The sequence below is a fragment of the Sphingobium sp. AntQ-1 genome, assembly GCF_028538045.1.
Classification (GTDB): Bacteria; Pseudomonadota; Alphaproteobacteria; order Sphingomonadales; family Sphingomonadaceae; genus Sphingobium; species Sphingobium cupriresistens.
Genome location: NZ_CP117158.1, coordinates 3,033,579 through 3,048,850, shown reverse-complemented (window position 1 = coordinate 3,048,850; position 15,272 = coordinate 3,033,579). Strand labels below are relative to the sequence as shown.

Sequence of the window (15,272 nt, the reverse complement as noted above, 5' to 3'; positions counted from 1 at the left end):
AGGAGATTGTGATGCCCCGCCCCTTGCCCCTGTTGACGCTGGCCCTGACCGGCATGGCCTTGACCGCCATTGCGCTGTCCACCACCGCCTGTTCGCGCACCGACGAATCGCCCGCTGCCGACGAAGTGGCCCGCAGCACGCAAGATTGGGCGACGCTCAGGGATTTCACGGAAATCGACGCGACCGGCCCGGACAATGTCGCCGTCACCATCGGCAGCGGCTTTGCGGTGAAGGCGGACGGCGATGCCAGGGCGGTCGCCGACCTCGATATCCGGGTCAAGGATGGCAAGCTGGTGATCGGCCGGAAGTCCAAGGGCGACTGGAGCTGGGGCCGCAAGGATGGGGACAAGGGGGCCACGGTTCATGTGACGATGCCCGCCATCGCCGCCGCCGCGTTAACAGGCGCAGGCGATTTCGACCTGGACAAGGCGCAGGGCGACCGGCTGGACCTGTCCCTGACCGGCGCGGGCGATTTCCGCATCGGCACGGTGGCGGTCAAGACGCTGAGCGCCGACATCACCGGCGCGGGATCGGTGAAGATTGCGGGCGCCGCCGACACGGCGAAAATGTCGATCACCGGCGCGGGTGACATCAACGCCGAAGCGCTGAAGGTCGGCACGGCGGACCTGTCGATCCTGGGCGCGGGCGACATCGACATTGCCTCCGACGGCAGGGTTGCTATCAGCATCATGGGTCCGGGCGACGTGAAGGTGAAGGGCAAGGCGCAATGTACGACAAGCGGCGTAGGACCGGGCGAAGCGCGTTGCGCACCCTGACGGCGACCGCGCTGCTCCTCGCCGCGCCCGCTAGTGCCGCGACACGCGGCTACACCATCACCAGCTTTGACGCGATCCGCGTGGATGCGCCCGTCACCGTCATCCTGACCACCGGCGCAGGCGCATCGGCGCGGGCGGAGGGCGACCAGAGCGCGCTCGACCGGCTGAAGGTCGACGTGTCGGGCCGGCTGCTCACCATTGGCATGGACCGGGCGCGGCCGGGCGAAAAGAGCGGCGGCGCGGCCACGCTGCGCCTGTCCACCGGCATGGTCGAACGGATCGTGTTGACCGGCGGCGGCTCGATATCGATCGATCGCATGAAAGGATTGCTGGGGCAGATCGTGCTCGGCGGCAATGGCGATATCAATGTCGCGAAAGTCGAATTGGACCGGATCGACCTAACGCTGTCGGGCGGCGGCCGGGTGACGATGGCCGGGCGCACCGGCGTCGCCAATATCCGCGTCAACGGTCCCGGCGCGCTGGCGGCCGAGCCGCTGATCGCGCGCCAGGCCAGCATCAGCAACGAAGGACCGGGCAGCAGCACCCTGACCGCCGACGTTACCGCGAAGGTGACGACGTCAGGATCGGGCGACGTCACCATCACCGGCAAGGCCGCCTGCACCGTCGATAATCGCGGCACCGGCCGCGTGCGATGTGGCGGCGAGAACTTCTAGCAGGGGTTCGCCGTCGACAAGCGCGGCATTGGATGCGCGCCCGACCTTTGGTCGATGACCAAAAAAGCCGGAGGATCGCTCCCCCGGCCGTCCATGTCTGTCATTCGCGGTCGATCAGAACCGATAATTTGCGCTGATCGTGACATTGCGCGGCGGACCGTAGCGATATTGATCGTAGAAACCGATCTGCGCGAAATAGGTCTTGTCGGTCAGATTCTCCAGATTCGCCTGGACCGAAAGCTGTTCGTTCACGGCCAGTCGCGCCATCAGGCTGACCAGGGCATAGCCATCCTGCTGGAAGTTGAACGGAGCGCCGGTGACCGTATTGAGGCCCGCCGAATAGGCCTTGCTGCGATAATTCACGCCGCCGCCGAAAGTGAAGCCCGACAGGATGTCCGGGAAGGTGTAAGTGGTGAACAGCTTGAGCAATTTGCGCGGCTGATTGACCGATACGGCATCGCCATCGGAATCCTTCGCCTTGAACTGACTATAGCCGAAATTGAGGTTCCAGTTCTCCAGCGGGCTGCCATTGACTTCGAATTCGAAACCCTCGCTCCGCGTGCCGTCGATCGCGATCGAGGGTTGCTGCGGCAGGCCGCCGGGCGGCGTGATCGGCGGCGCGGTCAGATCGACCTGGGCCAGATTGTCCTGCTCGATACGGAACAGGGCGATCGAGGTTTGCAGCTTCTCGTCGAAAAAGGCGCTTTTCAAGCCGATTTCATAGGCGTTGCCCTCCAGCGGATCGAGTTGCCGCAGATTGGCGTCGAGCGCGCTCTGCGGCTGGAATATCCTGGTATAGCTGGCATAGAGGCGATGGCTGGGGGTGACGTCGAAGAGCGCGCCGACATAGGGAATGAACACATTCTTGTCGCCATAATCGCTGGTGACGCCATAACTCAGCCCTTTCTGCCTCCACGTCGCCAGGCGGCCGCCGCCGATCAGCTTGAACTGGTCGGCCAGGTTCAGGCGGACCGCGCCATAGACGCCGCTCTGCGTGATCTTTTCCTCGACCGCGCGAAACGCCGTGGTCGAAAAACCCGGATTCTCATAGGCCGCGCCCGTTTCCGCGACGAAATTCGGCCCGGTGGGGAATGCCAGCGCGCTGAAGCTGTCGGTAAAGCGTTTCTGGATGCTCTTCATCCCGCCCAGTACGACTTCATGGTCGCGGCCGAACAGGTTGACGCTGCCCTTGACCTGAACATCATAGGCATTCTGGATGCTTTCGCCATGATCCTTGTAGGGGAAGGCGTATTGGATGGTGCCGGTCGCCTTATCGACGGCCCCCGACAAATAGAGGAGTTGCGCCTTTTCGGCATTTTTCAGGCGATTATAATTGGCGGTGACCGTCCAGTGTTCGCCGATCTCCTGGCGGATCGTCGCGAAGATATTCTGGTTGATCGTGTTCCAATAGGTCCAGTCCCCGGTCGTGCTCTTCGAACGTGACCAGTCGGTGAGCGTGCCATCGGCGTAGAAGGTCGGCAGGTTGCCCCAGGACGGCGAATCGCGATTGGTGTCCTGATGGCTGATCCCGGCGCGGACCAGCGTATTGTCGGTCAGATCAGCGTCGACGACGCCATAGAGAATGATCCGCTTGTCGCTGAATCGGTCGATATAGCTGTCGCCCTGCTCGTAGCGGCCGACCACGCGCGCGCGGATCCGGCCGTCGGCTGTGATTGGCGTGCTGACATCGCCCGATACGCGCCAGCGGTCCCAACTGCCATAGCTGGCGTTGACATAGCCGGTCAGGTCGGTGGCGTCGGCGTGTTTGCGCACGAAATTGATCGACGCCGACGGGTCGCCCGCGCCGGTCAGCAGGCCGGTTGCGCCGCGCACGATCTCCACCCGTTCATAGACGGAGACGTCCGTGCTGGTTTCGCCCGCGCCGCCCGCCAGGGTCCAGGCCAGCGGAATGCCGTCATATTGGAAATTGCGAATTTCAAAACCGCGCGCATAAAACTGGTTGCGCAGATCGTCGAGATTGTTGACCGATATGCCGACTCCATTGCGCAACACATCGGCGGCGGTGACCAGATTTTGGTCGATAATGCGTTGAGCGGTCAGGATGGTTACAGACTGCGGCGTTTCCCGAACCGTCAGGCCAAGCCCTGTGGCGGTGTCGATCTTGTCGGGCAGCGTGTATGCGCCGGTGACGATGATCTGCTCCTCCGGCGGCGCAGCGTCGGCCGCCACTTGCGCCTGCGCCGTGGCCGGCATGACGGCGACGCCGGCCAGCGACGCGGTCAGGAAGAGAGAATATCTGCGAATCATCTAAAGCCCCCGATCTTGCGGTGCCGGCCCTCAGCGATGGATAGACTCCAAAGCCGCGACGGCATCCGTGACGGGTTGCAATAATGTTATTAATAATGTTTCGCAATATTATCTGGAGCCAGATTGAGCAATCTGCGCGTCTTTTTTGCGACAGCGTCGCATTTGCCTCACAAAAGATCAGCCATGGCCGCGTCGTCGCCGGGTTTCCCAGCCTTTCTTTGCGGCAGCGGAACGATCCGTGGCAGGTCGTCCGGCCGATGCAGCTCCGCCCTTGCGCGACGCGACATGAGTATCGGGCTTGCCCCGGCCGGAGCCGGACTTGTTGCCGCCGCCCGATTCCTTGTTCACTGTGGCCCAGGCCCGGCGCTCGGCCTCGTCCTTGGACACTCCGCGATCCTCATAACCTTCCTCGATATGTTGCGCCTTGCGCTTTTGCTTGTCGGTATAGCTGCTCTTGTCCCCTTGAGGCATGACCCATCTCCTTGGTCGTCCCCGCACCCTTCCAACACGCCATCGCTATGCCGGTTCACATCGATGCGATACCGTCACGAACAAGCGGAACGGCGACCGCCGATGCGCGTTCGATCGATATGGAAAACCACACGCTCATCGAACGTCTGGCGCGTCACCTCGCCGCAGCGGCTCCCGGCGAATGGCAGGCCCGGATAGAGGACGCCGCCAGCATCCTTGCGATCCTCAAGGAGCCGGATGCCGCGATGCGCGAAGCGGGCGATGTGGGCATGTGGGGCGCGATGATCGATGCCGCGCTACGCGAGCGCTGGGCGATTGCGCAACCTGCCGCCGAACCGAACGAAGTCGGCGGATCGGACGAAGAGGGCGAAATCAGGCTGACTTCCGATGCGGTGGGACATGATCGCGCGGATTGGGTTCATCTGCATCATGGGCAGGAGAAAGATATATGAAAGGGCTGTTGAAACTGGCCATCGTCACGGGTCTTGGCGCCTTTGCAATCAAGGGATGGCGCGACTGGATGGGTGATGGCGCCGCGCCCGACGATCGCGGCCCGGTAGGTTCATCGGGCGTAGTGCGCGATGCGGGGCCGCAACAGGGCGTATCGTCCAGGGAATGGGACAAGGTGGACGAACAATCCGACGAATCCTTCCCGGCCAGCGACCCGCCCGGCAATTACTGAGGCCCCCTCCTATAGCATGAACGCAGTCCATTGCTCCCCCGACGCGCGCCCCTTATGAGGCGGCATAAGGGCGACATCGCCGCCTGCAACAGGGGATATATTATCTATGCCTTCGGGTCTGATCGCGCTGCTCGATGACGTGGCGGGCATCGCCAAATTGACGGCGACGTCGCTGGACGACGTGGCGGCGGCGGCCGGTCGCGCCGGAACGAAGGCTGCGGGGGTGGTGATCGACGATGCCGCCGTCACCCCCAAATATGTAATGGGCCTGACTCCCGACCGCGAATTGCCGATCATTTGGAAGATCGCCAAGGGATCGCTGCGCAACAAATTGCTCTTCCTGCTACCTGCCGCGCTGTTGATCAGCGCCGTCGCGCCCTGGCTGCTGCCCCCGCTGCTGATGCTGGGCGGCGCGTTCCTGTGTTTCGAGGCCGTGGAAAAGCTGCTGGAGGCTGTCCAGGGCGGCCATGATGTTGCGCAGGAAGTGGTGGAGACGCACAGTTCCGCCGAATTGGAAAACCAGAAGGTATCGAGCGCGATCCGCACCGACTTCATCCTGTCCGGCGAAATCATGGCGATTTCGCTGGGCACCGTCGCGACCGAGCCGGTATGGGAACAGGCGCTGATCCTGGTGGTCGTCGCCATCCTCATCACCGCAGGCGTCTATGGCGTCGTCGGCCTTATCGTGAAGATGGACGATATCGGGCTGCATCTCGCCACCAAAAAGGGCGCGGGCACGCAGGCGCTGGGCCGCGCGCTGGTGAAAGCGATGCCAGTGCTGATGGCGATCCTGTCTGTGGTCGGCACCGCGGCGATGCTGTGGGTCGGCGGCGGATTGATCGTCCATGGCCTGCATGAATTTCACCTCGACCTCATCCCCGGCGCGATCCATCATGTCGCGGAGGGCGCGGCCCATGCCATGCCCGCGATCGGCGGCTTCCTCGACTGGCTGGTCAACGCCATCGGCGGCGCGATCGTCGGGCTGGTGATCGGCGGGATCATTGTTGGCGCGCTGCATCTGTTGCCGTCAAAGAAGCATTGAGCCCACCGCAAACGTGACCCACCCCTCCCCCTGGCGTATCGAGGCCGGCGCATTGATTGCGCTCGCGCTGCCGATGATCGCTGGCAATATCGCCTGGTCGGCGATTGCGGCCACCGATCTGCTGTTGCTCGGCCGGATCGGAGCGGAAGCGGTCGCCGCGGGGGCGCTGGCCATCAACCTGTTTCATGCGCTGCTGCTGTTCGGCATGGGGCTGGTCACCGCCGCATCGCCCCTGATCGCGAGCGAACGGGGCCGCCGCCGCCATAGCGTGCGCGACGTGCGCCGAACGGTCCATCAGACCCTGCGTGCCGCGCTCTTCTTCGTCGCTCCCGCCTGGCTGCTGCTGTGGCAATGCGAAACGATATTGCTGGCGATGGGGCAGGACGCCGATCTGGCGCGTGAGGCCGGGCATTTGATGCATGGCCTGCAATGGGCGCTGCTGCCCTTTTTGGGCTTCACCACATTGCGCAATTTCATCGCTGCGCTCGAACGGCCGATTTGGGGCCTGATCGTCATGCTGGGGGCCATTCCCTTCAACGTCTTGATGGGCTGGGCGCTGATTTTCGGCCATTTGGGCTTTCCGTCGCTCGGCCTGTTCGGTGCGGGCCTGGCCAGCACCCTGTCTTCCTGCTTCCTCTTCTTCGGCCTGCTTGCCGTCATCCTGATCGACCGGCGATTCCGCCGCTATCGGCTGATGGGCCGTTTCTGGACCCGCGATCGCGAACGGCAGCGGCAGGTCTGGGCGCTGGGCCTGCCTATCGCGATCACCCTGGGATTCGAAACCAGCGTGTTCAACGCCTCGGCTTTCCTGATGGGCCTGATCGACCGCGATTCGCTCGCGGCCCACGCCGTCGCGATCCAGATTGCCGCGCTGGTCTTCATGGTGCCGATGGGCATCGGCCAGGCGGCGACGATCCGGGTCGGCATCGCCTATGGTCGGCAGGACCGCGCCGGCATCGGCCGGGCGGGCTGGCTGGCGCTGATGATCGGCACCGGCTTTGCCGTCTGCGCCGCCGCGCTGCTGATCTTCATGCCGCGCACGCTGGTTTCGGCTTTCCTCGACCTGTCCAACCCCGCCAATGCGCGCACCGTGACATTGGCCATCAGTTTCCTGGCCGTGGCCGCCCTGTTCCAGCTGGTCGATGCGGCGCAGGCGGTGGGCGCAGGGGTGCTGCGCGGGGTGCAGGATACGACTGTGCCGATGATCTTCGCGCTGATCGGCTATTGGGTGGTAGGCATCGGGGTCGGCATTCTGCTCGCCTTCCCGTTCGGCATGAAGGGGCTGGGCATCTGGCTGGGCCTCGCCAGCGGCCTGGGCGTGGTGGCCGTACTGCTCATCAGCCGCTGGACGCTGCGCGAACGGCTAAGATTGGCGCCGGCCTGACACGATCCATCGTATTGATTGCACGGAAAGGATATGGTGCGGCGCACAAAGCAATTGAAAGAATCGGCAAAATCGGTCAGGGAAGCGACATCATGCAAGCTCCGACCGAGATTTTTGAAGCCATCGCGCTCCAGAAGTGCCTGAAGGTGACCTATAATAAAATGGTCGTCACCCTCGCCCCGCACATCCTTTACACCCGTCATGACGAATTGTTCATCGACGCGGTGACGACAGACCGCGACGGCCGCCCGCCGCGCGAGTTGAAGCTCGGCACATTCAAGCTGGTCGGTCTGTCCGATCTACAGGTGCTCGATGAGCCGTTCGAGGCGATGTATGGCCTTTATAATGACGGCGACGACAAATATAAGGGTGTGACCCTGTTCGCCGTCGCGCCCGAAAGCGCCGCCGCCTGATCCTCGCATCCGGCCGCTGCGACTGTCGGTTTTAGCGTTCGAACAGCCGGTCCGGCCATGGCTCGCGCGCCTGCCAGCCGCGGCGCTCCAATTCTGGTATCGAGCATTGTTCGGCCGGATAGCCGATGCAAAGCAGGGCGATCAGCGACCAGTGGACGGGGACGTCCAGCATGGCGGCGACAGCCTGCGGTTCCAATATCGACACCCAACCCACGCCGATCCCGCGCACCCGCGCCGCCAACCACAGATTGTGGATCGCCAGCACCGTCGAATAGCGCAACATTTCGGGCATGGTGGCGGTGCCAAGGCCATGGCCGGCCGACGGCGCTTCATCGCAGAACACCGCCATCAGTTCGGGCGCTTCGCGTACCCCGTGCAGCTTCAGGGATTGATACCGGTCGCGCTGCGCCGGATCGGCATAGCGGGCGGAAGCGCTGGCGCTGGCGTCGTCGATATGATCGGCCAACGTGGCGCGAATCGCGGCCGAACGCAGGCGCATGAACCGCCAGGGCTGCGCATTGCCGACCGACGGCGCCAGGCAGGCGCAGCGCAACAGGTCGCGCATGTCGGTTTCCCGCACCGCTCGCCGCTCGAAATGGCGCACGTCGCGGCGCCAATGCAGCAGCGTCTCCAGTTCCGCGGCGAACGCCGAGCCGAAGATCGGCGCCACAAAGCCGTCGTCCGCCGTCATTTCTTCAGTCGATATCCGGTACGGAACATCCATCCGATGACGCTGATGCAGACCACCAGCATCCCCACGACGAACAACAGGCTCAGCCCGATCGCGACGTCGCCCTTGCCGAAGAAGGTCCAGCGGAAGCCGGAGATTAGATAGACGATCGGGTTGAACAGGGTGATCGTGCGCCAGGGTTCGGCCAGCATATGGACCGAATAGAAGGCGCCGCCCAGGAAGGTCATCGGCATGATGAGCAGTAGCGGGATCACCTGCAACTGTTCGAAACTCTGCGCCCAGACCCCCAGGATGAAACCGAACAGGCAGAAGCTGACCGCGATCAGCAGCATGAAGCCAACCATGGCGAAAGGATGCGCGACCGGCACGTCCACGAACATATGTGCGGTCAGGAAGATGATGCTCCCCACGATCAGCGACTTGGTCGCCGCCGCGCCGACATAGGCGATGACCGTCTCCGTCGCGGACACCGGCGCGGACAGAAGTTCGTAGATGGTGCCAGTGAATTTTGGCATATAGATGCCGAAACTGGCGTTGAAGATGCTTTCGGTGAACATTGCCATCATGATGAGGCCGGGCACGATGAAGGCGGCATAGGGGATGCCGTCCACCTCCGTCATGCGCGACCCGATCGCCCCGCCGAACACGACGAAATAGAGCGAGGTGGTGATGACCGGGACCAGCAGACCGGTCAGCAGCGTGCGACGGAAACGGTGCAGCTCGAACGCATAAATGGACGCGATGGCGCGCAGATTCTGGAGGCTCATGCGGCCTTCTCCTGATGGACGAGGCTGACGAATATGTCTTCCAGGCTGCTCTGCCTTGTATTCAGATCCTTGTACCCGATGCCCAGGTCGCCCAGCTTGCGCAGCAGCGACGACACCCCGGTCCGCTCCGCCTGGGTGTCGAAGATATAGTCCAGTTCATGGCCTTCCCCGCCCAGCGTGACGCCCCATTCGGCAAGGTCCGCGGGCACCACGTCGATCGGTTCGGCCAGCACGACCGTCAGCGTCTTCTTGCCCAGCTTCTTCATCAGCGCGGTCTTGTCCTCGACCAGCATCAGTTCGCCCTTGTTGATGACGCCCACCCGGTCGGCCATTTCCTCGGCCTCCTCGATATAATGCGTCGTCAGGATGATGGTGACGCCGGTCTGGCGCAGTTCGCCGATCAGCTTCCACATGTCCCGGCGCAATTCGACATCGACGCCTGCGGTCGGCTCGTCCAGGAACAGCACCCGCGGTTCATGAGACAGCGCCTTGGCGATCATCACGCGCCGCTTCATGCCGCCGGACAGTTCCAATATCTTGCTGTGGCGCTTGTCCCAGAGCGACAGGTCGCGCAGCACCTTCTCGACATAGGCGTCGTTGCGGGGCTTGCCGAACAGGCCGCGGCTGAAATTGACCGTGTCGATCACCCGTTCGAACTGGTCGGTGGATAATTCCTGCGGCACAAGCCCGATCGCGGTGCGCGCGCCGCGATAGTCGCGCACAATGTCGTGGCCCGCCACGGTCACGCTGCCGCCGGTGGCGCGCGCAATGCCGCAGACGATCGATATCATCGTCGTCTTGCCCGCGCCATTTGGCCCCAGTAGCGCGAAAATCTCGCCTTCCTCGATGGTCAAATCGACGCCCTTCAGCGCCTCGAAACCCGACGCATAGCGTTTCGTCAGGCCCTTGATCTCAATGATGGATGCCATGGATGGCTCTGCCCCTTTTGCGTTGCGGCAAAGATAGGGGGTGAATGGCTTAGTGCAACCTATTCGCCGCGCTTCGAAAAGCGGAAGACGGTCGCGGGCGGGAAATTGCGCACTGTCTGGCCTGCGCGCACCACGTCCAGCCCCAGCGCGTCGATCACGTCGCGGCTCACCGGCGGGCGCATTGAATAGGTGAACTGAACGAAGCTGCCGCCGGGCCGCAGCATCCGGAAGGATTCCGTCAGGATATCATGGTGCATGTAACGGTCCATCGCCAGCAGAGGCAGACCGCTGACCACGGTCTGATAATCGCCCGCCTGGCCCGCCGTCGCGGTCGATACGATCTGCGCGGGCGTCTCCAGGATCGACACATGGGGAAAATGCCGGCGCAGCCCGCGCGCGAAGGCGGGATTAATCTCCACCACCTCCAGCTTTTCTGCCGGCAGGCCGGTTTCCAGGATCGCGCGGGTGAATACCCCGGTCCCGCCGCCCAGTTCCAGCACGCGACCATCCAGCGGATCGATCTGCGCCACCATCAACCGGGCGAGATAGCGGCTCGACGGCACCACCGACGCCGTCTGGCGCGGTTTCTTGACCCAGGCGGTCAGGAAATCGAGATATTCGGTGGCGCGGGCGCGAAATTCCCCGCTCGGCAGGGCGATCGCTCTACTGCGCTTGGGCTTATGCTGCATAAGCGAAATGCGACCGCTTTATTTCCATCGCGACTCCCTTAGCGGGGACAAGGGGCGGCGTCGATTGCCTTTCGCTTAGGTCATCCAGCATCGCGCTGGCCCGACAGCATGTCCACCCGTTCCTGCAACCAGTCGGCCACCGCGCCGATCCGCGCCAGCTTGCGCAGGTCGCCATGCATAACCAGCCAGAAGCTGCGGGTAATCTCCACCCGTTCGGCCATCAGCGCCGTCAGGCCGGGGTCGCGCCGCGCAATGAAGTCGGGCAACACCCCGATCCCCGCGCCGTCCGCGATCATCCGCTGCTGCATGATGATGCTGGTCGATCGCAAGGCCGCCTCCAGCCCCGCCTCCACCTCGTCCAGATAATCCAATTCGGGCGAGAAGATGAATTCGGGCACATAGCCGACCAGCACATGGTCGCGCAGGTCCGCCGGGACGCCCGGCGTGCCGGCCCGCGCCAGATAGGCGGGGGACGCATACAAATGCAGCCGATAATCGCCCAGCCGCCGCACGGTCAGCCGCCCACGCTGCGGCCGCGCCAGCATCACCGCCATGTCGGCCTCACGGTTGGATGGGTTGAGGAAACCGGATGCCGTCACCAGATCCAGCCTGATGCCGGGATGCCGCCGGTTGAAATCGCCCATGCCGGGCGCCAATACCCAGGTCCCGAACCCTTCGGCCACCGACAGGCGCACTTGCCCCGCCAGCCGATGCTCCTGCCCCTTCACATCCTCCAGTGCGGCCAGCGCCGCGCTTTCCGCGCCTTCTGCATGGTGGAGCAGCGCCTGCCCGCGCGCCGTCAGCGTCCGTTCCCCGGCAGCCAGTTCGAACAATTCGGCGTCGAGCGCCTTTTCCAGCCGTGCCAGCCGCCGCGCGATGGTGGTCGCATCGATGCCCAGCGCGCGGGCGGCAGGCGCAACCTTGCGCGCGCGGGCGACCGCCAGAAATACCCTGAGATCGTCCCAGTCGAACATGCGCGCGCCTATCCTGCAAATTTGCAGCCTGTCCATGCACAACTTCGCCATTGCTTGCAATAACGCGGCATTGCTAGAAGCGTTCGAGAAAGCGATCCTGCTGCGCAACGCCCATCATCGGCGCACCGGACAGGATGGCGGAGTATGGAGAGCATGACCCAGTTCGACCTGACCGAGGACCAGCGCGCCATTCAGGAGATGGCGCAGCGCTTCACCGCCGACGCGATCACGCCCCATGCGGCGGAATGGGACGAAAAGCATATCTTCCCCCGCGACACGATCCGGGCTGCGGCGGACCTCGGCTTTGGCGGCATTTATGTGTCGGAGGAATCAGGCGGCATCGGCCTTGGTCGGCTGGAATCCGCCCTGATCATGGAAGCGATGGCCTATGGCTGCCCGTCCACCAGCGCCTTCATCTCGATCCATAATATGGGCGCCTGGATGATCGACCGGTTCGGCAACCAGGCGGTGAAAGACAAATATCTGCCCGATCTCGTACCCATGGCGCGCATGGCCAGCTATTGCCTGACCGAAGCAGGCGCAGGATCGGACGCCGCCGCGCTCAAGACCAAGGCGGTCCGGGACGGCGATCATTATGTCGTAACGGGTTCCAAACAGTTCATCTCCGGCGGCGGCGAGAATGACGTCTATGTCGTCATGGTCCGCACGGGTGAGGACGGGCCGAAGGGCATCTCTTGCCTCGTCATCGAAAAGGATATGGAGGGCGTCAGCTTCGGCGCGCAGGAACGCAAGCTCGGCTGGCATTCGCAGCCGACCGCGCAGGTCAATTTTGATGCCGTCCGCGTGCCGATGGAGAATCGGGTCGGCGCGGAGGGCGAAGGTTTCCGCATCGCGATGATGGGGCTGGACGGCGGTCGCCTCAATATCGGCGCCTGCTCGCTGGGCGGGGCGCAACGCTGCATCGATGAGAGCGTGCGCTATACCAAGGATCGCAAGCAGTTCGGCCAGTCGATCGCGGATTTTCAAAACACCCAATTCACCCTGGCCGACATGCAGACCGAATTGGAGGCCGCCCGCACGCTGCTTTATGCCGCGGCCGTGAAGGTGACGGACAACGCGCCCGACAAGACCCGCTTTGCCGCCATGGCGAAACGCTTCGCCACCGACACCGGATCCTCGGTGGTCGATCGCGCGCTGCAACTGCATGGCGGTTATGGCTATCTGATGGACTATCCGATCGAACGCATCTGGCGCGACCTGCGCGTCCATTCGATTCTGGAAGGCACCAACCAGGTCATGCGGATGATCGTGGCGCGGGATATGTTGCGCTGAACCCGATCCTCTCCCCCTTGGGGGGAGAGAGGATATTTAGCCTTGGCGCGGCACGCGCCTAGGCGAAATTGGAGAGGGGCCTGTGCGCGATCCCCCTCTTCCAGCTCCCCCCAAGGGGCGAGCAAGGAGATAAGAATGACCGACCAAGTCCTGACCATCATCGAAAACGGCGTCGGCCGCATCCGCCTGAACCGGCCCAGGGCGATCCATGCCCTGACGCCTGAGATGTGCGCAGCGATCAACGACGCGCTGCTGGGCTGGGCGCAGGACGATGCGGTCGTCGCGGTGATGATCGATCATCTGCCCGCCGCCGATGGCGATCCCAAATTGTCGCGTGGCTTCTGCGCGGGCGGCGACATCGCGCTTATCGCCAACAGCGCCAAGGCCGACTGCGTCGAGGCGGAGCGTTTCTTCCATGTCGAATATCGAATGAACCATGTGCTGTTCGTCTATGGGAAGCCGATCGTCGCGTTCATGGATGGCATCGTCATGGGCGGGGGCGTGGGGCTGTCGCTGCCCGCGCGCTATCGCGTCGCGACCGAGCGGACGACTTTCGCCATGCCCGAAACCGGCATCGGCCTGTTCCCCGACGTGGGCGGCGGCTGGTATCTGCCGCGCCTGCCCGGCCGGGTCGGCGCCTGGCTGGCGGCGACGGGCGCGCGGATCGACGGGGCGGATTGCGCCGCGGTCGGCATCGCCACCCATTATATCGCCTCGGACAGGCTGGATGCGATCAAGGCCCGCATCCTGGCCGACCCTCTGGGGCTGGACGAGATATTGGACGAAAATGGCGAAACCCCGCCGCCATCTAAGCTGGACGCGCACCGCGCCGACATCGACCGGCTGTTCGCCTCCGACAAGGCGGAGGCGATCGTCGCCGCGCTGCAGGCGGACGGCGGCGAGTGGTCGGGCAAGCAACTGACGGTGCTCGCCACCAAATCGCCCCAGACGATCAAGGTGGCGCTGCGCCAGTTGGTCGAGGGCGCGGCCAAGACCGACTTCGCCGCCAATATGGCGATGGAATATGGCCTCGCCTGCGCGATCATCCGCCGCCCCGATTTCGTCGAGGGGGTGCGCGCGGTGATTTTCGACAAGGATAATGCGCCGCAATGGAATCCGGCCACGCTGGAGGGGGTGAGCGATGCGATGATCGACGCGATCTTTGCGCCCCTGCCGGCGGACAAGCAATGGACGCCGCTGCCGGTGGCCACGGACGCCGCCTGACCAGATTAAGAAAGAGGAAGCCCGGAACATGACCCAGACGATCGCCTTCATCGGCCTTGGCAATATGGGCGGCGGGATGGCCGCCAACCTGCTGAAAAACGGCTATGCCGTGCGCGCCTTCGACCTGTCCGAAGAGGCATTGGCCAAGGCGGAAGGCCATGGCGCCGTCCGTGCGACCAGTGCCGCGGACGCCGTGACCGGCGCCGATGCGGTCGTCACCATGCTGCCCGCCGGCAAGCATGTCGAGAGCGTCTATGCCGGCGAGATTTTCGGCGCGGCCAAGCGCGGCGCGCTCTTCCTCGACTGTTCGACCATCGACGTCGCCACCGCGCGGCGGGTGATCGAGGCGGCGGTCGCCAAGGGATTCGAAATGGTCGACGCGCCTGTTTCGGGCGGCATCGCGGCGGCCAATGGCGGCACGCTGACCTTCATGGTCGGCGGCGCGGATGCGGCCTTCGCCAAGGCCAAGCCGATCCTGTCCGCCATGGGCAAGGCGGTGATCCATGCCGGCGGCGCAGGCAATGGCCAGGGCGCGAAAATCTGCAACAATATGCTGCTGGGCGCGACGATGGTCGCCACATGCGAAAGCTTCGCCATGGCGAAGAAACTGGGCCTCGACCCGCAGACCTTCTACGATATTTCCAGCGTCTCTTCCGGCCAGAGCTGGTCGATGACCAGCTACTGCCCCGTCCCCGGCGTCGGCCCGCAAACCCCGGCCGACAATGGCTACCAGGGCGGCTTTGCGGTCGGCCTGATGCTCAAGGATTTGAAGCTGGCGACCGAGGCCGCCGCCTCGGTCGGGGCCAGCGTGCCGATGGGCAACGCCGCCGAGGCGCTCTATCAGTTGCTTGCAAACCGGGGCGAAGGCGCGCGCGATTTCTCGCTGATGATTGAAATGCTGGAGGGGAAGTAACGCCCCCTTTCGGGCGGAGCGAAGCGAAGCGGCTTCGCTCCCCTCGGCCTGACCCTTCGACTTCGCTCAGGGCGAACGGAAC

At 63.9% G+C, this 15,272-nt stretch carries 17 protein-coding genes; 10 read left to right on the top strand and 7 right to left on the bottom strand.

The features are described from left to right. Positions 1 to 11: 11 nt before the first annotated feature. Together sphantq_RS15335 and sphantq_RS15330 are read left to right on the top strand one after the other, a co-directional pair. Complete coding sequence (locus sphantq_RS15335) at positions 12 to 776, top strand: head GIN domain-containing protein (protein ID WP_272798925.1); 765 nt, start codon at positions 12 to 14, stop codon at positions 774 to 776. Then, positions 728 to 1,450 carry a GIN domain-containing protein gene (locus tag sphantq_RS15330; RefSeq protein WP_272798924.1) on the top strand — a complete coding sequence of 241 codons (723 nt, stop codon included), beginning with the start codon at positions 728 to 730 and terminating at the stop codon, positions 1,448 to 1,450. Before sphantq_RS15335 ends, sphantq_RS15330 begins: the two co-directional genes overlap by 49 nt. 114 nt (positions 1,451 to 1,564) lie before the next feature. Here sphantq_RS15330 and sphantq_RS15325 read toward each other — a convergent pair whose 3' ends face one another. After that, positions 1,565 to 3,718 (bottom strand): TonB-dependent siderophore receptor, encoded by a 2,154-nt coding sequence (locus tag sphantq_RS15325; protein ID WP_272798923.1) that lies wholly within the window; start codon positions 3,716 to 3,718, stop codon positions 1,565 to 1,567. A 177-nt stretch (positions 3,719 to 3,895) separates the two neighbouring features. Further along, positions 3,896 to 4,189, bottom strand: a complete 294-nt coding sequence (locus sphantq_RS15320; RefSeq protein ID WP_272798922.1) for a plasmid stabilization protein — start codon at positions 4,187 to 4,189, stop codon at positions 3,896 to 3,898. 119 nt (positions 4,190 to 4,308) lie between these two features. Here sphantq_RS15320 and sphantq_RS15315 point away from each other — a divergent pair, with 119 nt between their 5' ends. The 5 genes from sphantq_RS15315 (at position 4,309) to sphantq_RS15295 (ending at position 7,710) form a co-directional block, all read left to right on the top strand. Further along, positions 4,309 to 4,641, top strand: a complete 333-nt coding sequence (locus sphantq_RS15315; RefSeq protein ID WP_272800243.1) for a hypothetical protein — start codon at positions 4,309 to 4,311, stop codon at positions 4,639 to 4,641. Further along, the gene (locus tag sphantq_RS15310; protein WP_129925412.1) at positions 4,638 to 4,871 is read left to right on the top strand and encodes a hypothetical protein; all 234 of its coding nucleotides are present in this window, start codon (positions 4,638 to 4,640) and stop codon (positions 4,869 to 4,871) included. The genes sphantq_RS15315 and sphantq_RS15310 overlap by 4 nt, the downstream gene beginning before the upstream one ends. A 106-nt stretch (positions 4,872 to 4,977) precedes the next feature. Beyond that, entirely contained in the window at positions 4,978 to 5,913 is a 936-nt protein-coding gene (locus sphantq_RS15305) for a DUF808 domain-containing protein (protein WP_066601005.1), read from the top strand. Positions 5,914 to 5,986: 73 nt separating this feature from the next. Further along, the gene (locus sphantq_RS15300; RefSeq protein ID WP_066605032.1) at positions 5,987 to 7,297 is read left to right on the top strand and encodes an MATE family efflux transporter; all 1,311 of its coding nucleotides are present in this window, start codon (positions 5,987 to 5,989) and stop codon (positions 7,295 to 7,297) included. Between the two features lie 92 nt (positions 7,298 to 7,389). Then, positions 7,390 to 7,710 carry a hypothetical protein gene (locus sphantq_RS15295; RefSeq protein WP_066605019.1) on the top strand — a complete coding sequence of 107 codons (321 nt, stop codon included), beginning with the start codon at positions 7,390 to 7,392 and terminating at the stop codon, positions 7,708 to 7,710. A gap of 31 nt (positions 7,711 to 7,741) precedes the next feature. Here sphantq_RS15295 and bluB read toward each other — a convergent pair whose 3' ends face one another. From bluB to sphantq_RS15270, 5 genes are all read right to left on the bottom strand, one after another. Continuing rightward, on the bottom strand, positions 7,742 to 8,401 hold the full coding sequence (gene bluB, locus sphantq_RS15290; protein ID WP_129925411.1) for a 5,6-dimethylbenzimidazole synthase: 660 nt from the start codon (positions 8,399 to 8,401) through the stop codon (positions 7,742 to 7,744). Further along, on the bottom strand, positions 8,398 to 9,168 hold the full coding sequence (locus sphantq_RS15285) for an ABC transporter permease (protein WP_129925410.1): 771 nt from the start codon (positions 9,166 to 9,168) through the stop codon (positions 8,398 to 8,400). Before sphantq_RS15285 ends, bluB begins: the two co-directional genes overlap by 4 nt. Next, the gene (locus sphantq_RS15280) at positions 9,165 to 10,097 is read right to left on the bottom strand and encodes an ABC transporter ATP-binding protein (protein ID WP_066601000.1); all 933 of its coding nucleotides are present in this window, start codon (positions 10,095 to 10,097) and stop codon (positions 9,165 to 9,167) included. Before sphantq_RS15280 ends, sphantq_RS15285 begins: the two co-directional genes overlap by 4 nt. Before the next feature lie 59 nt (positions 10,098 to 10,156). Beyond that, complete coding sequence (locus tag sphantq_RS15275) at positions 10,157 to 10,786, bottom strand: class I SAM-dependent methyltransferase (RefSeq protein ID WP_272798921.1); 630 nt, start codon at positions 10,784 to 10,786, stop codon at positions 10,157 to 10,159. Between the two features lie 80 nt (positions 10,787 to 10,866). Then, positions 10,867 to 11,760, bottom strand: coding sequence for a LysR family transcriptional regulator (locus sphantq_RS15270; RefSeq protein ID WP_129925449.1), 894 nt, complete (start codon positions 11,758 to 11,760; stop codon positions 10,867 to 10,869). A gap of 153 nt (positions 11,761 to 11,913) precedes the next feature. Here sphantq_RS15270 and sphantq_RS15265 point away from each other — a divergent pair, with 153 nt between their 5' ends. From sphantq_RS15265 to mmsB, 3 genes are all read left to right on the top strand, one after another. Then, a complete protein-coding gene (locus sphantq_RS15265) occupies positions 11,914 to 13,053 on the top strand; it encodes an acyl-CoA dehydrogenase family protein (RefSeq protein WP_272800242.1) in 1,140 nt (379 codons plus the stop codon). 135 nt (positions 13,054 to 13,188) lie between these two features. Further along, positions 13,189 to 14,277, top strand: a complete 1,089-nt coding sequence (locus sphantq_RS15260) for an enoyl-CoA hydratase/isomerase family protein (RefSeq protein WP_272798920.1) — start codon at positions 13,189 to 13,191, stop codon at positions 14,275 to 14,277. A gap of 28 nt (positions 14,278 to 14,305) precedes the next feature. After that, positions 14,306 to 15,190, top strand: coding sequence for a 3-hydroxyisobutyrate dehydrogenase (mmsB, locus tag sphantq_RS15255; protein ID WP_066600993.1), 885 nt, complete (start codon positions 14,306 to 14,308; stop codon positions 15,188 to 15,190). Positions 15,191 to 15,272: the final 82 nt, after the last annotated feature.